At 63.5% G+C, this 16738-nt stretch carries 16 protein-coding genes and 2 pseudogenes; 16 read left to right on the top strand and 2 right to left on the bottom strand.

Features of this window, described 5'->3' with window-relative positions; translation table 11 throughout:
• The first annotated feature begins 35 nt into the window (after positions 1-35).
• The 8 genes from ACT86A_RS27150 to ACT86A_RS27115 all read left to right on the top strand — a co-directional run bounded on the left by ACT86A_RS27150 (position 36) and on the right by ACT86A_RS27115 (position 7810).
• Positions 36-911, top strand: coding sequence for an MlaE family ABC transporter permease (locus ACT86A_RS27150; protein WP_445095068.1), 876 nt, complete (start codon positions 36-38; stop codon positions 909-911).
• Positions 912-1008: 97 nt separating this feature from the next.
• The gene (locus ACT86A_RS27145) at positions 1009-2004 is read left to right on the top strand and encodes an MlaD family protein (protein ID WP_445095067.1); all 996 of its coding nucleotides are present in this window, start codon (positions 1009-1011) and stop codon (positions 2002-2004) included.
• Positions 2001-3014 (top strand): MlaD family protein, encoded by a 1014-nt coding sequence (locus ACT86A_RS27140; protein ID WP_445095066.1) that lies wholly within the window; start codon positions 2001-2003, stop codon positions 3012-3014. The genes ACT86A_RS27145 and ACT86A_RS27140 overlap by 4 nt, the downstream gene beginning before the upstream one ends.
• On the top strand, positions 2999-4012 hold the full coding sequence (locus tag ACT86A_RS27135; protein ID WP_445095065.1) for an MlaD family protein: 1014 nt from the start codon (positions 2999-3001) through the stop codon (positions 4010-4012). The genes ACT86A_RS27140 and ACT86A_RS27135 overlap by 16 nt, the downstream gene beginning before the upstream one ends.
• 1 nt (position 4013) lies before the next feature.
• Positions 4014-5111: an MlaD family protein gene (locus ACT86A_RS27130; protein WP_445095064.1), complete on the top strand. Its 1098-nt coding sequence runs from the start codon at positions 4014-4016 to the stop codon at positions 5109-5111.
• The gene (locus tag ACT86A_RS27125; protein WP_445095063.1) at positions 5108-6118 is read left to right on the top strand and encodes an MlaD family protein; all 1011 of its coding nucleotides are present in this window, start codon (positions 5108-5110) and stop codon (positions 6116-6118) included. Before ACT86A_RS27130 ends, ACT86A_RS27125 begins: the two co-directional genes overlap by 4 nt.
• Entirely contained in the window at positions 6115-7074 is a 960-nt protein-coding gene (locus ACT86A_RS27120) for an MlaD family protein (protein WP_445095062.1), read from the top strand. Before ACT86A_RS27125 ends, ACT86A_RS27120 begins: the two co-directional genes overlap by 4 nt.
• Positions 7043-7810, top strand: coding sequence for a hypothetical protein (locus tag ACT86A_RS27115; protein ID WP_445095061.1), 768 nt, complete (start codon positions 7043-7045; stop codon positions 7808-7810). The genes ACT86A_RS27120 and ACT86A_RS27115 overlap by 32 nt, the downstream gene beginning before the upstream one ends.
• A gap of 302 nt (positions 7811-8112) precedes the next feature.
• Here ACT86A_RS27115 and ACT86A_RS27110 read toward each other — a convergent pair.
• Positions 8113-8229: pseudogene (locus ACT86A_RS27110) on the bottom strand (4-hydroxyphenyl-beta-ketoacyl-CoA hydrolase); the annotation flags it as partial.
• A gap of 496 nt (positions 8230-8725) precedes the next feature.
• Between ACT86A_RS27110 and ACT86A_RS27105 the strand changes: the two are divergent.
• From ACT86A_RS27105 to ACT86A_RS27080, 6 genes are all read left to right on the top strand, one after another.
• The gene (locus ACT86A_RS27105) at positions 8726-10960 is read left to right on the top strand and encodes a sensor histidine kinase (protein ID WP_445095060.1); all 2235 of its coding nucleotides are present in this window, start codon (positions 8726-8728) and stop codon (positions 10958-10960) included.
• Between the two features lie 18 nt (positions 10961-10978).
• On the top strand, positions 10979-11419 hold the full coding sequence (locus ACT86A_RS27100) for a roadblock/LC7 domain-containing protein (protein WP_445095059.1): 441 nt from the start codon (positions 10979-10981) through the stop codon (positions 11417-11419).
• Complete coding sequence (locus ACT86A_RS27095; protein WP_445095058.1) at positions 11416-11796, top strand: DUF742 domain-containing protein; 381 nt, start codon at positions 11416-11418, stop codon at positions 11794-11796. The genes ACT86A_RS27100 and ACT86A_RS27095 overlap by 4 nt, the downstream gene beginning before the upstream one ends.
• On the top strand, positions 11777-12376 hold the full coding sequence (locus ACT86A_RS27090) for a GTP-binding protein (protein WP_445095057.1): 600 nt from the start codon (positions 11777-11779) through the stop codon (positions 12374-12376). The genes ACT86A_RS27095 and ACT86A_RS27090 overlap by 20 nt, the downstream gene beginning before the upstream one ends.
• A gap of 147 nt (positions 12377-12523) precedes the next feature.
• On the top strand, positions 12524-13585 hold the full coding sequence (locus ACT86A_RS27085) for a TIGR03857 family LLM class F420-dependent oxidoreductase (protein WP_445095056.1): 1062 nt from the start codon (positions 12524-12526) through the stop codon (positions 13583-13585).
• A gap of 89 nt (positions 13586-13674) precedes the next feature.
• Complete coding sequence (locus tag ACT86A_RS27080) at positions 13675-14775, top strand: phosphotransferase family protein (protein WP_445095055.1); 1101 nt, start codon at positions 13675-13677, stop codon at positions 14773-14775.
• A gap of 287 nt (positions 14776-15062) precedes the next feature.
• Here ACT86A_RS27080 and ACT86A_RS27075 read toward each other — a convergent pair.
• Positions 15063-15246, bottom strand: a pseudogene (locus tag ACT86A_RS27075) (transposase); the annotation flags it as partial.
• 244 nt (positions 15247-15490) lie between these two features.
• Here ACT86A_RS27075 and ACT86A_RS27070 point away from each other — a divergent pair.
• Positions 15491-15718 (top strand): hypothetical protein, encoded by a 228-nt coding sequence (locus ACT86A_RS27070; protein WP_445095054.1) that lies wholly within the window; start codon positions 15491-15493, stop codon positions 15716-15718.
• A gap of 464 nt (positions 15719-16182) precedes the next feature.
• Entirely contained in the window at positions 16183-16575 is a 393-nt protein-coding gene (locus ACT86A_RS27065) for a site-specific integrase (protein WP_445095053.1), read from the top strand.
• Positions 16576-16738: the final 163 nt, after the last annotated feature.

Below are 16738 nucleotides of genomic sequence, written 5' to 3'. Positions count from 1 at the left end.
ATCACGAAGTCTGCGCCAGACCCGTTGGCATAGCTATGAGTACATCATCGAATTTCACTACTCGCACGGTCTCGTCGGTTGTCCGGTGGTCGGTACGGTCGGTCGGCCGGATCCTGTCCGGCATGCTCGGGGAACTGGGGCAGATCGCCGTCTTCGCAGGAAAGACCATCGCCCTGTTACCGCTGACCGTGCGCCACTACCGCAGCGCGACCCTCAAGACCATGAACCAGATGGCCTGGGGCAGTGGCTCGTTGATCGTCGACGGTGGTGTCATCAGCCTGATGTTCTTCCTCGGTGTCGCGGTCGGCGCCGTGGTCGGGATCGAGGCCTTCACAGCCCTCGACCTGCTGGGATTCGGCCCGTTGACCGGAATCATCGGCTCGTTCGGCAACATTCGCGTCGTCGCGCCGATCATTACCGGAATCGGCTTCGCGGCACAGGCCGGATGCCGCATGACCGCCGAGATCGGCGCGATGCGCATCTCGGAGGAGATCGACGCCACCGAGGCGATGGGATTACGGGCGATTCCGTTCGTGGTCGGGACTCGGCTGATCGGCGGCATGCTGGTGGTGCTGCCCGGATATCTGATGGCCCTTGTGGTCAGCTTCATCACCTGCGGTCTTGTCGTGAAGACCTTTCACCGCCAGCCCGCGGGCACCTACGACCACTACTTCAGTACCTTCTTGAACCTGCCGGATCTCGGCGCCTCGGTACTCAAAACGATGATCTTCTGCGCGGTCGTGACGCTGATCCACTGCTACTACGGATACTTCGCCACCGGAGGGCCGGCCGGTGTCGGCGCGGCGTCGGGGCGCGCGATCCGCGCCAGCCTGGTCGCAATCGTCATGCTGAATTTCACGACGACAGTCGCTATCTGGGGCCTTAGCCCGTTGCTGGTCTTCAAGGGATGATGCGATGAGCAGAACAAGAAGTCAAGACTTTGTCCGAGGTTCGGATGAGCGGCAGGCGCGCGTACTGAATGCTACGGCCCTAGCCGTGATCACGGTTGTGGCAGTGATATTCGCGGCCTACAGAGTGATCGATCCGCACGCCGGCTCGCCGGACACATTGGATCTGAGTATCGATGTTCCCGCCGTAGCGCCCGGCGTAGGCAAGGGCACCAAGGTGATCATTCGCGGAGCCGAAGTCGGCGAGGTGTCGGAACTCGCGAAGACCCACACGGACGCCGTGCGGATGAGCCTTTCCCTGCGTTCCGATCGAATACGGGGATTGACCGACGCTTTCGACATCGATTTCCGGCCCGAGAACTACTTCGGCGTCACCGCGGTCAATCTCGTCGGCCGGCCCGGTGGTGGCCGGCTGATGGGTGGGCAGGTGCTGAACCGGATTCCGGTCGGTGACTACACGATGTCGACGATGATCGAGAAGGGCTCCATCGCGGTCGACGGCACGCTCAGCGAGTCGATGATCGCGACCCTGGACAAGATCATCCGGTACACCGACGGCCTGACGCCGATGATCCAGACCGGGATCTTGGTCGCCGATCGGGTGACGCAGACCCAGCAGGCGCTGCCGAGCACATTGCTGACGGACATGAACAACACACTCGAAGTGCTGCCCGCGTTCAATCGGCAAGCGGTCGATGCCCTGGCGAACTTCTTCGACAACAAGATGAATCGTCTCCCGGACGGCTCGTACGGAGTCGACGAGGGACTGTTCGACATGACAAACCAGGGTCTGACGTTGGCAGCCACCGATCTGTTCGGCGCCGCGGGCAAGCTACTCGCGTCACACGGAGCCGAACTCACCCCCGTCACGCAGATCGTGACGGCGTTGTCCGATACCGTGCCGCACCTGTTGGACGGTGGTACGTCGTTGGAAAAGCTGGCGACTCTGGTCGACCGCTACAACAAGTCGTTCACCGGGCCCGAGCACGCCAAAACCCTGAACGTGCGGCTCATCTTGGACGATCTGCCTGCGTTCGCGACCCCGTTGGCGCTCACCGATCTGCCTCAGCCACCCGACCAGAAGGCGCCGAAGTGACCTACCGAGCCAGATTCGTTGTCACCTTGATCAAACTCTGCATCGCCGCGGTCGTCGCGGTGCTGCTGTTCGTGATCGTCATCAATGCCATCAAGAATCCGGTACAGGCCGCACGAGACTCCTACACGGCGGAATTCACCGACGTCTCAGGCATGCATGTCAATGGCGATGTGCGGATCAAGGGCGTACTGATCGGCAAGGTGACGTCGATCGAATTGGTCCGCCGCGATGGGCGCAGCCTCGCGGAGGTCGGCTTCACGCTCGAGAAGCCGTACGTGCTGACCGAGAACACCGCGCTCGCCATCAGGTATCAGAATCTGACCGGCATTCGTTACCTGGATTTCGACTCTCCGGCGCAGCCCGGTGCTCCAACGAAGCATCTTTCGGCCGAGAAGACCCAGTCCTCGTTCGACATCACCCAGCTGTTCAACGGCTTGCAGCCGGTCCTCAGCACCATGAGCACCGACCAGATCAACACTTTCACCGAAAACGCGATCTCGTTGCTCGAAGGTGACGGCAGAGGCCTCGCGCCCATGCTGGACAGCGTCCAGACGCTCGCCGACTACGCCCACGACCGCGAGAAGGTGATCTCGACGCTAACCGGTAATTTATCGCGAATCGCGGACACGATGGGCGGTAAGTCGTCCGCGATCCTCGACTTTCTCCGCTCGATCAATATGCCGATCAGCGCGGCGATGACGGTTCTGGACGAGTTCCCGAAGACCGCGCGCTTCGGTCCGATCTTCATGAGTCCGGTCCACCGGTTGATCGCCGCCCTGGGGATCACCGAGGACCTGGACATCGACAAGTTGCTTGCGGATGCTTTCTCGTCGGCCACCTCCGCCGCCGAGGCACTGCGGTTGCTTCCGGTGGTATTCGCGGGCTTGCAGATACCGAATTCGAACGCCCGGCCCGGCGCCATGAACTGCACCAACGGCGTGGCGCAACTCCCCATCGATGTCACAGTGCTCTTGAACGGAAGTGAGGTCGTGGTATGCAACGCAAAGTAGGGATGCGCAACGGCCTTGGAGCGCTTGTCCAGCGCCTCGGGAATCGCGAAGCCGTGCTCGGTTCGGTTGTCGTGCTGGCTGGTGTGATCGCGATAGCCGCATCGGCGGCCCTGTACGTACATCCTCTGGGCCGTAGAACAATATCGTTCGAAACGACGGACGCCTCGTCGCTCAGTGTGGGTGTGGATGTCCGGGTCGCCGGGATCACAGTCGGCAAGATCTCGGGCATTTCGATCGGGCCGAACACTGTTCGCGTCGATGCGACGATCGAAGACAGGACGTTCGTCGGGTCCGACTCCCTCGTGGAGGTACGGATGCTGACACCCGTGGGTGGTTACGCGGTGACGATCGTGCCGATCGGCAACGAGCCTCTGGGGCGGGCGCTCATTCCCGTCGACCGGGTCAGCGTCCCGTATTCGATCGGCGATGTGCTGCAGGTATCTCCGCACGTCACCGATAATGTCGACGGTCGCGACATCCATGCCGGCATCGAGCAATTCGCCGATGCGCTGCAACACAATTCGACGTCGGTGGGATCGATCATCGCGGGAATGAACAGCATCGCGACCGTCATGGACAGACAGCGCGACCAGGTCCGCCAGATCATGGATCTCACATCGGAATACCTGCAGACCTTCAACAGCAGTCGCGCCTTTGTCTTCGAGTTGCTGCGCAAGATCGAAATCGTGGAATCGACATATGTCATGTCGCACGACGGTGTCGATCGCTCATATCAGCTACTCGGCGATGTGCTGGTTCGGGCCAGTTCGGTGATTCGGTTCTATATCGGTCACGAGGACGAGGTCCTTGCTGCCGTGAACCACGCTCGAACGGCCATCGGCGATTTCCAGAAGGTACTGGGCCAGACCATCGATCAGCTGGGTAATCTGCGGACCCAACTCGAAGCCTGGCTGGGGCCGGACGGGTTGAAACCGATCAGTGGCGGAACGATTCTGGCCTCGCACCTTTGCGTGCCCATTCCCGGACGGACATGTTGAGATGAACAATCGCAAGGCAATCACCGGGGTCGCTGTGGTGGTGGGTATCACAGTTGCCTCCGGGACCGGCTATGCGTTGGCCACCGGATCGAAGTCTCCCGACGGTACCGGTTTCTGCGCGCAGATGCCGGATGCGGTCGGCCTCTACCCGGGCAACCCTGTCACGCAAATGGGGTACCGGGTCGGCAAGATAGAGCAAGTCCAGCCCGAGGGCGACCACGTACAAGTCACCTTCTCGTTGAAGGGCGATCGCCGATATCCGGCGGACGTGAAGGCGGTGACGCGCTCGAAATCCCTGCTGGCCGATAGGAGTCTCGAACTCGTCGGCAACTATGCCGCGGGACCCGAGCTGACAGCGGGGCGTTGTATCGCCCTCGACCACAGCTTCACGCCGAAGAGCATTTCCGAGATCGCGGGCTCCGCAGCCGATTTCATCGACGCGATGTCGCCGAGCGACGGCAAACAAAGCTTCCAGCAAGCCGTTGCCGGATTCGACGACGCCCTGCGCGGAAACGGCCCGAATGTCGATGCGTTGATGCGCCATGCCGCGGCGGCTATGTCGGCCCCGGACCAGCTGATCGCCGATATGGGATCGTCTATTCGGAACATGGCGCCACTGACCGAGGAAGCGCTGCAGCGCTGGGCGACCATCCGCTCGATTCTCGACCAGGCTTCTACGGCGATTCGCGCGGCCGCCTACGGGCTGCTTCCAGGTCTGACCGATGTGGCCAACGGCCTGTCCTGGGTGGTGAACGTGCTCTACCGCATTCAGCGCAATTACGGTGACCTGATCTGGCCGCTGATGCACGGCGGCGTGACCGACGTGATCCATCTGGCCGCAACTCGGTCCAAGGACATCGCCGCTCTGCTGGAATCCATTCCGTCGATCGCCGCGGTGCTGCGACAGCAATCCGACGGTGCGGGCGGGCTGACGATGGTCTATCAGCCGCCGACCGTCGAACTGGATTCCGCGGCTGCTCCGCAGATATGCGATGTGCTCAACAGCGCGATCGAGGGCAGCTGCACGCCGGACGGTACCAGCGTCAAAGTGGCGGGCTTGCGGTTGTTCGACCTCGTGCTGGCAAAGGGAGACCGATGAGGCTGTCCAACCGAATCACCACAGGAGCGGGCGCGATCATGCTGTGCGGCGTGGTTCTCACTGCGACATCGTGTTCGCTGGGTCCGAATGATGTGCCGTCGTTCCAATCCGGAGCCAGCGACGGCTACGACATCACCCTGCATTTCACCAGCGTCATGAACCTGCCGACCGGCGCGAAAGTCATGATGGATGGGCTACGCATCGGCCAGGTCGAGAAGGTCGACGCCTCCGGTTCGGACGTCACCGTCACCGCGGGAATCTCCGCTGATGCGCGAGTTCCCTCTAACGTGCACGCGGTGATCCGGCAGGACACGCTGCTCGGCGACACCTATATCGGACTGGACCAGAATCCATCCGGACGGGACACCGCGTCATTGCCACCATCGGGAAACATTCCGATCGGCCAGACGACCTCACCACCGCAACTCGAGGACACTCTTGCGGTGCTGGCCTACTTCGTCAACGGCGGCAGCATCCAGCGGGTCCAGGATACGATGTCGCGGATCAATGCGGTCCTGCCCGCCGTAGCCGACCTGCGCAAACTCGCGACGATCGTAGCTGGTGACCTCGACGACCTGGCGCAGAACACCGCCACGATCGACCGCACCCTGACCGCTATCGACCAGCTGGCGCTCTCGATCGACGACAAATCCGCCACCTTGCAACAAGTGCTGTTCGAAGACTCCGCCCTGAAATACTGGCGAATGACATTCCAATTCGTCTGGAGTCATGTCAGCAAAATCGTGCCTTCTATCGGCAGTATTTTCGAGGGCGGTTTCTGGATGGTGCCCATGCTGGAGTCGCTGGCCGGCACCGCCGAGCTCGGCCGAGGTATGTGGGATACCACGCCCGCGACCGTGGGTAAAGTGGCTGATTTTCTGCGTACTGCGGTGTTGCCATTCGTTCAGAATCCGTCGGTGAATATTCGCTCGGTCGAGTCGCCGCAGGGCGACCAGCTCGTCGGTGATATGGAGAATCTGCTGCGTATGCTGGGGGCGACGAAATGATCAACAAGACGCTCGCGTCCGTTGCCGGGATGGTCGTCATCGCTGGTGCTTCATTCTCCTATATGGACCGGCTGGGACTTCCGGTCGGCGCTCTGAACAATGTTCGAACTGCCAGCATGGAGGTGCCCGACACCAACGGCCTGGTGGTCGGAAGCCGCGTACTGCTGCACGGGGTCGGCATCGGCCAAGTTTCGAACATTCGTTCGTCGGTGGACGGCGTCACGATCGAGTGGAATTACGATGAGAAGTACCGCATCCCGCTCGAAAGCCATTTCCGCGTTGACAATCTGTCCGCACTCGGCGAGAGCTATCTGGCGGTCGTGCCAAAAACCGGATCCGGGCCCTATCTGGCCGACGGCGCCATCGTCCCGGCTGCGAAAGTTGTCGTCCCCACGACATTCAAAGAGCTGTCTGCGCGGCTCACCAGAATGCTGGAGCAGATCGAACCCGAGCGGATCCGTGACATATTCCACGAAATGGATGTCGCGCTGCCCGAGGATACGAGGATTCTCGGGAATCTCTCCCACGCCGGTGAGTTGCTGGCTGTAACCATTTCTCGCCGGGCCGATGATCTCACCAAGCTGCTGAACACCGTGCAGCCACTGCTGCGGGACAGTGCGTGGTTGCCGGGCAGCCTGGTGGATACCGGGCGCGATGCACCCGCGCTCGGAAGAAGTTTGAGCGATGTTTCGGATGCAATACGCTTCGCGGTCGAAAACGCTCCGATGAGAGACGGCATCAGAGACGGCGCGTCGCCGGTCCTGTCGGAGCTACAGCTGTTCCTCGACCACAATTCGGCCGATCTCGCAACCCTCGGCTTGGATTTGCTGCCCGCAGCACGAGCGGGAGCATCTTCGATGACGACCGTCAGCGTGGCACAGCTATTCGAAAATTCCCTCGCCGCAACGGAATCAGGCGACAGCGTTGCCATCCACATCCGCTCTCCCGGGAGGTAGGGTCGGCGCTTCCCCGTCGTGGAAGAAATCAATTGGAAATAGTTTCTCGGAGAGAGTGATTCTTATGAGCAGTCAATCGGTGTTGTCGGAAGACGCAGCGGTGGACGACGATTCGACCGAAACCGAAGCCGACTGGAACAAAAGACAGCAGCGAAACAAGCACTCGTCCGTCGTGCGTGCGGCGATCAACCATGGTCGGAATGCCGGAGATTCGGCGATCAAACTGAAGACCATCGCCGCGGGACTTCTCTGCGCCGTGATGGTCGCGGCGATTGCCGTGCTCGGCTGGCAGCTACACGGGAAAGCGACCGATCTCGGCCACGTGAACGCTGCGGCAGCGGAACGAATGCATGCCGAACAGGTCGCACTCGACTACGCGACGGGTGCCGCGGACATGAACTTCCAAGATCTGGCGACGTGGCGTGGGCGATTGGTCAAGGGGACCACTCCCGAACTGTCGAACCGGTTGACGCAGGCCGCGTCATCGATGGAGCAGATCATCATGCCGCTACAGTGGAGCTCGACGGCGAAACCGATTGCGGCCAAGGTTCGCTCGGAATCGAACGGGATCTATCAGATCGATTGCTTCGTCAGTGTCCTGACAAAAAACAGCCAAGCTCCCAGAGGCATCCAGTCAACCGCGACCTACAGCCTCAGCGTCGACAGCCGAAACGCGTGGATCATCACGGATATCGGTGGCATCGACGCGGCACTAGGGGCGAAGCCGGGGAAGTGACGGACGGGCGGGGAAATTGTTGATCGTTCCCACGGCCAGCGAAGCGAGTCGCGCGGAAACTCTTCGTGCTCATTCGCTTTCGCGGCATGGGGTGCGATGCCCTCCGTCGAGACGGCACGGGCGAGCTCCCGCAGCGCCAGGTGGTCCGCACCGAGCCCGCACGAGGGCATGCCGCGGCGGATCATCGCGCCACGCCGCGCAAGCCGAGCAGTCACACTGCGTTCTCCTTGAGCAGCAGAGGACGGTTCTCGTCGGAGAACTCCAGTTGGTCGAGTCGCTCGGCCGGTGATCCGGGGTCAGCACCGGATCACCGGATAGTCGGAGCCGAACAGAACGTTGTGCCGCAGTAAGGAATTCGCCTGACGGACCAGCTGCGGCGGGAAGTACTTCAGTGACCATCCGGACAGGTCGATGATCGGCTGCGCACGTCCGCGCCGCGCATCTATGCCGTTGGCGATGTGGTGGAGAAGTAGGACTCGGTGAGCGGCAGTCGACGCCGATCCCGTTGGCCGACGCAGCGAATCGGCAGGGACGGCTGGCTGCCTACGTGATCGCCGGTCTGCCGGGGTGCTCGGTGTGGATTCTGCGTATGCCGCGATGCCGCGGAGTTCTTCATTGACACGTTCGGGTCGCTCCGTTAATGTCTCCGACCATCGCAGGTCTAATATATCAAACAGTATAATTTCGTGTGATCTTGTTGCGGTGCAACAGTGGTCGATGCAAGGAGCTCGGTTGTCCCATCATTTGCCGACATCGACACGAGATGTGTTGTCAGCGCCAAAAGTGTCGGACATACCGAGCGACCACGCTGGCCGCCTGATGAGGGTGTGGGCCATGCTGCGGGGACGGAGTATCCGCCGCCAGGTCATGGCAGTCGCGGTTGTCCCTTGCGTGATCTTGTGCACTGTCGGAGCCGTGGCGGTAATAAGCCTCTTCGCGGAGGCCAGGAACGCGTCCAAGTGGTCGGACTACTTGACCGACCAAATCGGTCCGGGCGCCAGGTTCACTGAGGCGGTGCAAGCGGAACGATCCGCCAGTTTCGCGGTGGCCGAGGGAACTCCGGCGACGGTGGCCGATCTGCAGGCGCGGCGGGTGGCCACCGATGCCGGGATCGCCGGGATCGCCGCGCTGGCAAGGCGGCTCGACGAACTGAATCCTCGAGCGGTAGAGAAGTCGAACGCGCTCTTCTACGCCGCCGCTACGCGGCTGCCGATGCTGCGGCAGAACATCGACTCGGGCCGGGCGACCATGGCCGAAATCGACGAGACCTATACGCAGTTCGTCTTCGCCCTCACGGTGGGCCTGGACGGCCTCGGACGACACAACCCGGATCCAGCTGCCGCGGTCGAGGAAGTGGTCGCCGCAAATGTTTTGCAGGTGGCCGACCTGCACTCTCGGGCTTCGGGCATCGCGGCGGCCGCAGTGGCTGGATCAGGCAGGCTCGACGCCGAACAGCAGCGGAAGGTGTCCGAACTGGTCGGCGCGTACCGGCAACAGCTCTCCTGGGTGCAACCCCGGCTGACCGAAGTCACCGCATCCCGATGGCAACAGGTGACCACCGGAGACGATTGGCGTCTGCTCACTGAGGCGTACCGTGGGCTGGCCGACACCGGGACCACCCCGGTCGCCCTCAACGCGTGGCGCGATGCCGACCAGCGGCTGGACACAGAACTGGTCGCGACCTTTGAAGCGCACGCGAACTACGCGAACAGCATCGTTGCCGATACCGCGGAGCGCTCGCAGTTCCGGTCCATCGCTTTCGGTGTGATGATCACCTTGGTGTCGGTCGCGGCTCTGGCGCTGGCGCTTCGACTGGCCGGCGGCCTGGTCCGCCGGTTGCGCTCCCTGCGAACACGAAGTCTCGAACTGGCGAACGAGATCCTGCCGTCGATCATCCAGCGGATCAACGACGGCGAAGACGTCGACGTCGATGCCGAGGTCGCGGTGTTGGATCCCGGGTCCGACGAGATCGGGCAGGTTGCGGAGGCGTTCAGCGCGGCGCAGCGCACCGCGATGGCGGCGGCAGCAGCCGAGTCGCGGACCAGGGACGGATTCAATAAGGTATTCGTCGACATCGCCTTTCGGAGCCAGGTCATTGTTCGACGGCAGCTGGACGTACTGGATCTGGCCGAATCGAAGCAAGACGACCCCGAACATCTGGAACTGCTTTTTCGGCTGGACCATCTCGCGACCCGTGCGCGCCGGAACGCAGAGAACCTGCTCATCCTCGGTGGATCCCAGCCTGCGCGCCGGTGGCGAGATTCGGTGGAGCTGGAGCAGATCGTGCGGAGTGCGGCCTCGGAGGCCGAAGACTTCACTCGCGTCACTGCGATCCGGCTACCCGCTGTCCGGGTACTCGGCAGCGCCGTCGCCGACCTCACGCATCTGTTCGCCGAGCTGATCGACAACGCGACGTCCTTCTCGCCGCCGCAGTCGCCGGTGGCCGTCCACGCCAACGAGGTCGGACGCGGAGTGGCGGTAGAGATCGAGGACCAAGGTCTCGGACTGGAGTACGCCGACCGTGAGCGCATCAACGCGCTGCTGCTCCATCCGCCGGACTTCCAGGAGATGGCGCTGTCCGGAAACCGGAGCCTCGGATTGTTCGTCGTGGGTCGCCTGGCGCGCAGGCACGGAATAACCGTTCGGCTTCAGGAATCCGCCTACGGCGGGGTACGGGCGATCGTGTTGATCCCCGCGGAGCGGCTCGATTTCGGTACCAGTATGCAGGAACCCGTGGTGGGAGAGATCTCCGCACCACTCGACCGGCGGGCGATCGTTCAAGCTGCCCCCGATCCGGTCACCTTCTACCCGAGCGGGCAGGCCGCACCACGACGGTCGCCCATTTCGACGGGACACTTGGCGATGCCCTACCTCGACGTACCGCCCACTCCGGACTCGAATCGGCACCTGCCCGGTGCGGGTGAGGTGGGCGGCGGGCGGAATCCGCATCCCGGGAGCACGCGAGCTCCGCTCCAACGACGGCAGAAGCAGACCCATCTGGTACCCGAACTGCGGGTGCCTGAGCACGATCTTGCCCCGCCCGAATCCGAGGCCAACAGGCCCGCGAACGCCGTGCGCAGTTCGATGTCGGCTTTCCAGCGGGGAACGCGGCAGGCGCGAGAGAACTCTGGATCGCAATCTCAACAGTGACAAGCGAGGCGGAACAGCATGAATGATCAGACAATCGGCCGGAATCGGGGCAGCTCGCTCGACTGGCTGCTCAATGGACTCATCGATCGCGTCCCGGGATCGGAATACGCGGTGGTCCTGTCCGCGGACGGTCTTCCGTTGGCCTGCTCGTCGCAGTTCGGGCGGGAGGACGCCGAACAGCTGGCGGCAATCGCTTCGGCGCTGCACAGCTTGGCGCGCGGTGTCGGCACACGTTTCGGTAAAGGAGCGCTGCGGCAGACGGTGGTCGAGCTCGGAGGCGGTTACCTGGTGGTGATCGAGGCTGGGCAGGGGACGTGTCTGGCACTACTGACGGCCATCGATGCCGACCTCGGTCTGGTCGCCTACGAGATGAACGTAATCGTCGGACAAGTTGGCGCGCAGCTATCTGCGGTGCCGCGGGGCATGCCGGGAGCGTCGTATACCGCCGCGATGCCGTGAACCGGGATACGAGCCGCTCGTGGCCGTACGAAGAGGACCCCGGGCCGTTGGTCCGCCCGTTCGCGGTGACGCGCGGGCGAGCCGGCCGGGATCTGCACAATCTCGACATGCTCACACTTGTCGTCGCGATCCGGACCGAGCGCGACACGGCGACACTGGACCGCGAGGGTGCTGAGATCGTCAGGCTGTGCCAGGGCAAACCACAGTCGATCGTCGAGCTGGCCGCGTACCTGAACCTGCTGCTGGCCGCGGTGAAGGTGCTCATCAGCGATCTGATCGACTCCGGCTACCTCATTTTCAGAACTCCGACGCCGACAGCGAGCGGACCGGACCCAGAACTCCTGCAGGCGGTAATCGATGGCATACGCCGACTCTGATCACGACGCAAACCCCGCACTCGGTGAGATGCATGTCGCCAAGATACTGATCGCGGGCGGCTTCGGGGTCGGGAAAACCACTTTGGTGGGCACCCTCAGTGAAGTCGCGCCGTTTCGGACGGAGGAGCGACTGTCCGAGATCGGCGCTGCGGTCGATGATCTGACCGGTGTGGAGGCGAAGTCGACGACGACGGTGGCGCTGGACTTCGGTCGTATCACGATCAGTCCGAAGGTGGTTGTCTACCTGTTCGGTACCCCCGGGCAGGACCGGTTCTGGTTCATGTGGCGCGAATTGTCGGTCGGTGCGCTCGGCGCTGTCGTGCTGGCCGATACCCGCCGTATCGATGCCTGCTTCCCTGCGGTGGACTACTTCGAATCGCGGCGGATCCCCTTTGTTGTGGGGGTCAACTGTTTCGAGGGCGCGGATATTTACGAGGAGAACGAAGTCCGCCACGCATTGGATCTGTCACCTGCCACCCCGGTCCAGCTTTGTGATGTCCGGGATCGCGAGTCCGCGAAGGGCATCTTGCTGCATCTTCTCGAGTATCTGCGCGGCGGCGCCCTGTCCGTTCGAGGTTGAGTGTCGTCTCAGCGCGGACTCCGATCAGCACCGTCGTTCCGAGCGCTGGCCTTCGGTCGAGGTCAGTAGGAAGCGCTGACCCTCTCCAGGCCGGTGCAGTGGACATCTCCTTTTCCGTTTCCCGTCTCGCATCGTCAGGAGTAAGAAATGCAGGACATCTCATCGACCGGCCGTCTCGCTTACCCCGAGCTCGGCTGTTACCTGCTCGCCGGAGCGCCTCGCTCACCACGTGACCTGATCGACGAGGTGGTGCGGGCTGAAGAACTCGGGTTGGGATCGGCTTTCATCTCGGAGCGGTGGAACATCAAGGAGGCGGCCACCCTCTGCGGGGCTGCTGGTGCTGTGAGCAACTCGCTGGAGATTGTCACCGCGGCGACCAATAGCAATACTCGTCATCCCCTGGTCACCGCGTCCTTCGCGACGACGATGCACCGGCTGACAGGGGGGCGGTTCACCCTCGGACTCGGGCGGGGCGCGAAGGTCATGTACGACAGGTTCGGCCTGCCGGCGATCACCACAGCCGAGTTGGAGGACTTCGCGGGCCTGATGCGCAGGTTGTGGCACGGCGAGACCGTCGTGAATCACTCCGGCCCCGCCGGAGACCACAAACTGCTCACGCTCGATCCGACCTTCGACGAGGACATCCCGCTCGGGATCGTGGCGTTCGGTCCGCGAACACTCGAACTCGCAGGCCGCGCGTTCGACACGGTCGTGCTGCACACCTTCTTCACCGACGAGACGACCAGCCGCTGCGTCGATCTCGTCAAACTTTCCGCGGAACGGGCGGGACGCGACCCTGAGTCAGTGCGGGTCTGGGCCTGCCTGGCCACCATCGGTGACCATGTGCCCGAGGCCGAGCGGCGGCGCAAGATGGTCGGCCGCCTGGCCACCTATCTGCAGATGTACGGAGATCTGATGGTGGGTACCAACGGCTGGGATCCTGCACTGCTGCAACGTTTCCGGGATGACCCGATTGTCGCGGGCTTCCGTGGCCTGTTCGACGGTGCCGCCACCGACGAGCAGCTGGAGCATGTCGCGACGTTGCTGCCGGATGAGTGGCTCGCCTCCTCGGCGACCGGCACCCCCGCCGAGTGTGCCGCCGGCATCCGTCACCAGTTCGACCTCGGGGTGGACGGGGTCATTCTGCACGGCGTCACTCCCGACGAACTCGCCCCCGTCGTAAAGGAATACGCGACGGCTCGGGCCTGAGCGTCCGTTCCGGATCCGTTCCACTGATTCGGTCCGGCAACAGAACCGGACCGGTTATGTAAGAACCTGAGTATCAAGGAGATTCATCGATGATTCCCCCAAAACCGGTGAGTAGTGCCACGCCGGTCTACAGCACAGAGGCAATGACCCCGGAGTGGCTCACAGAGGTGCTGCGCCACTCGGCTCTGCCCGCAGGCGGGGCGGTCGTCGACCTGCGCACCGAGAAGATCGGAACCGGGCAGATCGGCGAGTGTCACCGCCTTGTTCCCACCTACGCCGGTGACCTCGGGGAAGCTCCGCACAGTCTGGTGGCGAAACTTCCGTCGAAGGATCCCGCGAGTCTGGAGTTCGCCCGCGGCGCGCGTCTCTACGCAGTGGAGGTCGACTTCTACCGGGATGTCGCGCACGAGCTGACCGTTCGCACACCCAGGTGTTATCACGCGGACGTGTCCCCGGATGAGCGGGAGTTCATCCTGCTCCTAGAGGACATCGATCCGGTCGAAATGCAGGATCAGCTCACCGGGGCCACGACGACGAGCGCTGCAGTGGCTGTGCGGCAGGCTGCTGCTCTGCACGCTTCGTCGTGGGGGCGGAAAGACATCCTCGGGCTTCCCTGGCAGCGGGATCCCGCAGCGTTCTGGGGTCAGCTCGGTGCGAATCTGCCCGCCCTGCAGGCAGCGGTTCGCGCCCGCTACGCAGATCTGGTCGCGCCCGAGCACCTGGAAATCGGAGACCGCTTCGTCGAAGCGTTCCCACGCTGGCTGTCGTCGCTCCGATCGCAGTGCCTGTGGCACTGTGACTATCGGTTGGACAACATGCTGTTTCGCCCCGGCGACACCGCGGATCCGCTCGTTGTGGTCGACTGGCAGGGGATCATGCCTGGGCCGCCGGTCGCGGACGTGAGCTACTTTCTGGGCAACAGCCTGACCGAGTCCGATCGCCACGCGAACGAACGGGATCTGCTTCGCGAGTACCACGATGCCCTGCGTTCCGGAGGAGTGGACGGGTTCTCCTGGGACGACTGCCTGACCGCCTATCGAGCACAGGCGTTCGCGGGTTTCGTCGTCACACTCGTCGCTTCGGTCCAGGTCGAGCAGACCGAACGCGGCGACCGGATGTTCTCGACGATGCTGCGCAGGCACGCAGACCAGGTCCTCCACAACGACTCGTTCGACGCCCTGCCCGCATGAATGAACCTCCGACGCGGCGGTTCCTCGCCGTAACCGGGCAGCGGACGGCCGGGAGGCCGGCTCTGCCTGCTCTCGGTCCGGATGCCCTGGGGCCGGTTACTCGGCCCCGGGGCATCCTGCGTCGACGAGCGCCGTAGCATCCGCACGTCCAACCGGGCCGTCGGCGCCACCAGCTGATTGCAGCGCGATCACCGATGTGGACGCATCACCTTGCAGCATAATTCCGAGCAGTATTGAAAGGCGTCCGGGCTCGGCTGGCTGCCGGAAGAGGCGGCGTGGAGGAGCCCTGCCAAGACCCGCCGGGGTCGTGTCCGCGTCCGGCCCCGACCCGGGCTTGGCATCCAGATCCCGGCCAGGACCTGGGTGAACCATGGTGCGGTCGTTGACATTGCCCGCGGTCAACACCACGTCCAGTGGGCGGCCGAGCCCGTCGCAGGCCAGATGGCTCTTGGTGGCCGGCCCACCACGGGAACTTGTGCCTACGCACCACGACCGAGAATCAACGTACGTCAGCCCCACCAACTTTGAGGACGCACCCTAGCGCTGGGGACCTAGATAGGTGTCGAATCCGTATCGGTCGTGGGGACCGAGCAGGATCTGTTCAAGCACTCCAAGCCCAGTCTTGCCGCGCCAGGTTGGGGGAAGGAAGTCGGTGGCCACCGCTACGCTGCACGGAACTACAGCTCACGCCACCGATTTCAGGGTAAGGACGCCCATGACCGATTCACCCGAACTCACCCAGCCGACCGTCGTCCACATGGACGAGCCGGTGAACCCGGCGGAGTGGCCCCGGCCGGCGCTGCCGACGCCGGGCGAACCACTGTTCAGCTCCGAGCGTCATAGTGACGCGACGGCGCCGGGTGGCGAGACCCCGATCCCCGGTAACCAGCTCCCGATCTTCCTGGCGGCCGACCGCCGTTCCGGCGGCGGGACGGGCGCATGAGCGCGGCTCAACTCTCCGGCATCTGGTGGGGTCGACCCCACGCGGGCGGAGTCCTCGGTGTCTTGTCTCAGTGAATCTGGTCCAGGCTCAGTGAATCTGCCCAATGGGACTGTGTATCTGGTCTGCGGCTCAGCCAATCCGGACTATCCGCAGGTTGATGAGGCCCGTGACGGCAACTTTCAGTCCTGGCCGGCGAGCGCGGTGATGAGCCGGGCGTGCCGCTGCGCGGCTGAGCCGCCGCACTGCCTGGGTGTCTCGTGATCGAGGAGCCCGCTGTCGGCGGTACCGTAGAGCGGAACCGGATTCGCTCGGCCACCACAGGATTCGACTATCTCTCGCCGGTGATGAGCGGGGCAAGGCCGTCGAAGTAATCACCCTCAGCAGATCCTCCCCCGCCGCACACCAATCTGTGACCCGCACATATCCGCGGCGACCGCTCCTCCCGGGCAGCGCCCGCGCTGCCAATGGCAAACCTCGAGCCGACAACCGCCCAGTTGGCGGGGTTGGTCGAAACGATCAGGCTCGGACGAATCGTCCGCCGCACCGACCAGAACGGCAGTGAGACCGCCCGCCACGTCGTCTGTGCCCTGCGGCGGCTCTACAAACACGCCGAACGCGAACGGCTCATCGACCCCCGAGACAATCCCGCCGCCCAGTTGGACAAGCCCGGGAACCAGGGCCCCGCCCGGCACGCGTTGCCCACGGGAATCCTCGCCGACCTCGTCCAGGTCGCCGCCACCACCGGCAACGATCCGGAACTGGACACACTGTTGCTGCGCCTGCACATCGAAACCGCGTGCCGCTGCGGCGGTGCGCTGGCGTTGCGGCCTCGAGATCTCGAACGGTCCAATCAGTGATCCTGCTGCGGGAGAAGGGAGGCACCCAACACTGGCCATGTCAATGGCCATGGACTGCCTCCGGCCCCCAAACTCAGTGGGCCTTCATACCGTCTAGCGGTCGATGACGTGATCACCGAGGACGGCCAGATCTTCCTCCTGCTCCGAGAGCCGCCATCCCCGG

It is taken from the genome of Nocardia glycosmidis (assembly GCF_052545115.1).
The sequence above is the reverse complement of the archived record's forward strand: the minus strand, read 5'-3'. Positions and strand labels throughout refer to the sequence as shown.

Excerpts from the sequence above, each read along its gene's own strand:
- ACT86A_RS27150 (WP_445095068.1), top strand. The coding sequence starts at position 36 with ATGAGTACATCATCGAATTTCACTACTCGCACGGTCTCGTCGGTTGTC.
- ACT86A_RS27130 (WP_445095064.1), top strand. The coding sequence starts at position 4,014 with ATGAACAATCGCAAGGCAATCACCGGGGTCGCTGTGGTGGTGGGTATC.
- ACT86A_RS27135 (WP_445095065.1), top strand. The coding sequence starts at position 2,999 with ATGCAACGCAAAGTAGGGATGCGCAACGGCCTTGGAGCGCTTGTCCAG.
- ACT86A_RS27085 (WP_445095056.1), top strand. The coding sequence starts at position 12,524 with ATGCAGGACATCTCATCGACCGGCCGTCTCGCTTACCCCGAGCTCGGC.
- ACT86A_RS27065 (WP_445095053.1), top strand. The coding sequence starts at position 16,183 with ATGGCAAACCTCGAGCCGACAACCGCCCAGTTGGCGGGGTTGGTCGAA.
- ACT86A_RS27100 (WP_445095059.1), top strand. The coding sequence starts at position 10,979 with ATGAATGATCAGACAATCGGCCGGAATCGGGGCAGCTCGCTCGACTGG.
- ACT86A_RS27090 (WP_445095057.1), top strand. The coding sequence starts at position 11,777 with ATGGCATACGCCGACTCTGATCACGACGCAAACCCCGCACTCGGTGAG.
- ACT86A_RS27080 (WP_445095055.1), top strand. The coding sequence starts at position 13,675 with ATGATTCCCCCAAAACCGGTGAGTAGTGCCACGCCGGTCTACAGCACA.
- ACT86A_RS27125 (WP_445095063.1), top strand. The coding sequence starts at position 5,108 with ATGAGGCTGTCCAACCGAATCACCACAGGAGCGGGCGCGATCATGCTG.
- ACT86A_RS27070 (WP_445095054.1), top strand. The coding sequence starts at position 15,491 with ATGACCGATTCACCCGAACTCACCCAGCCGACCGTCGTCCACATGGAC.
- ACT86A_RS27120 (WP_445095062.1), top strand. The coding sequence starts at position 6,115 with ATGATCAACAAGACGCTCGCGTCCGTTGCCGGGATGGTCGTCATCGCT.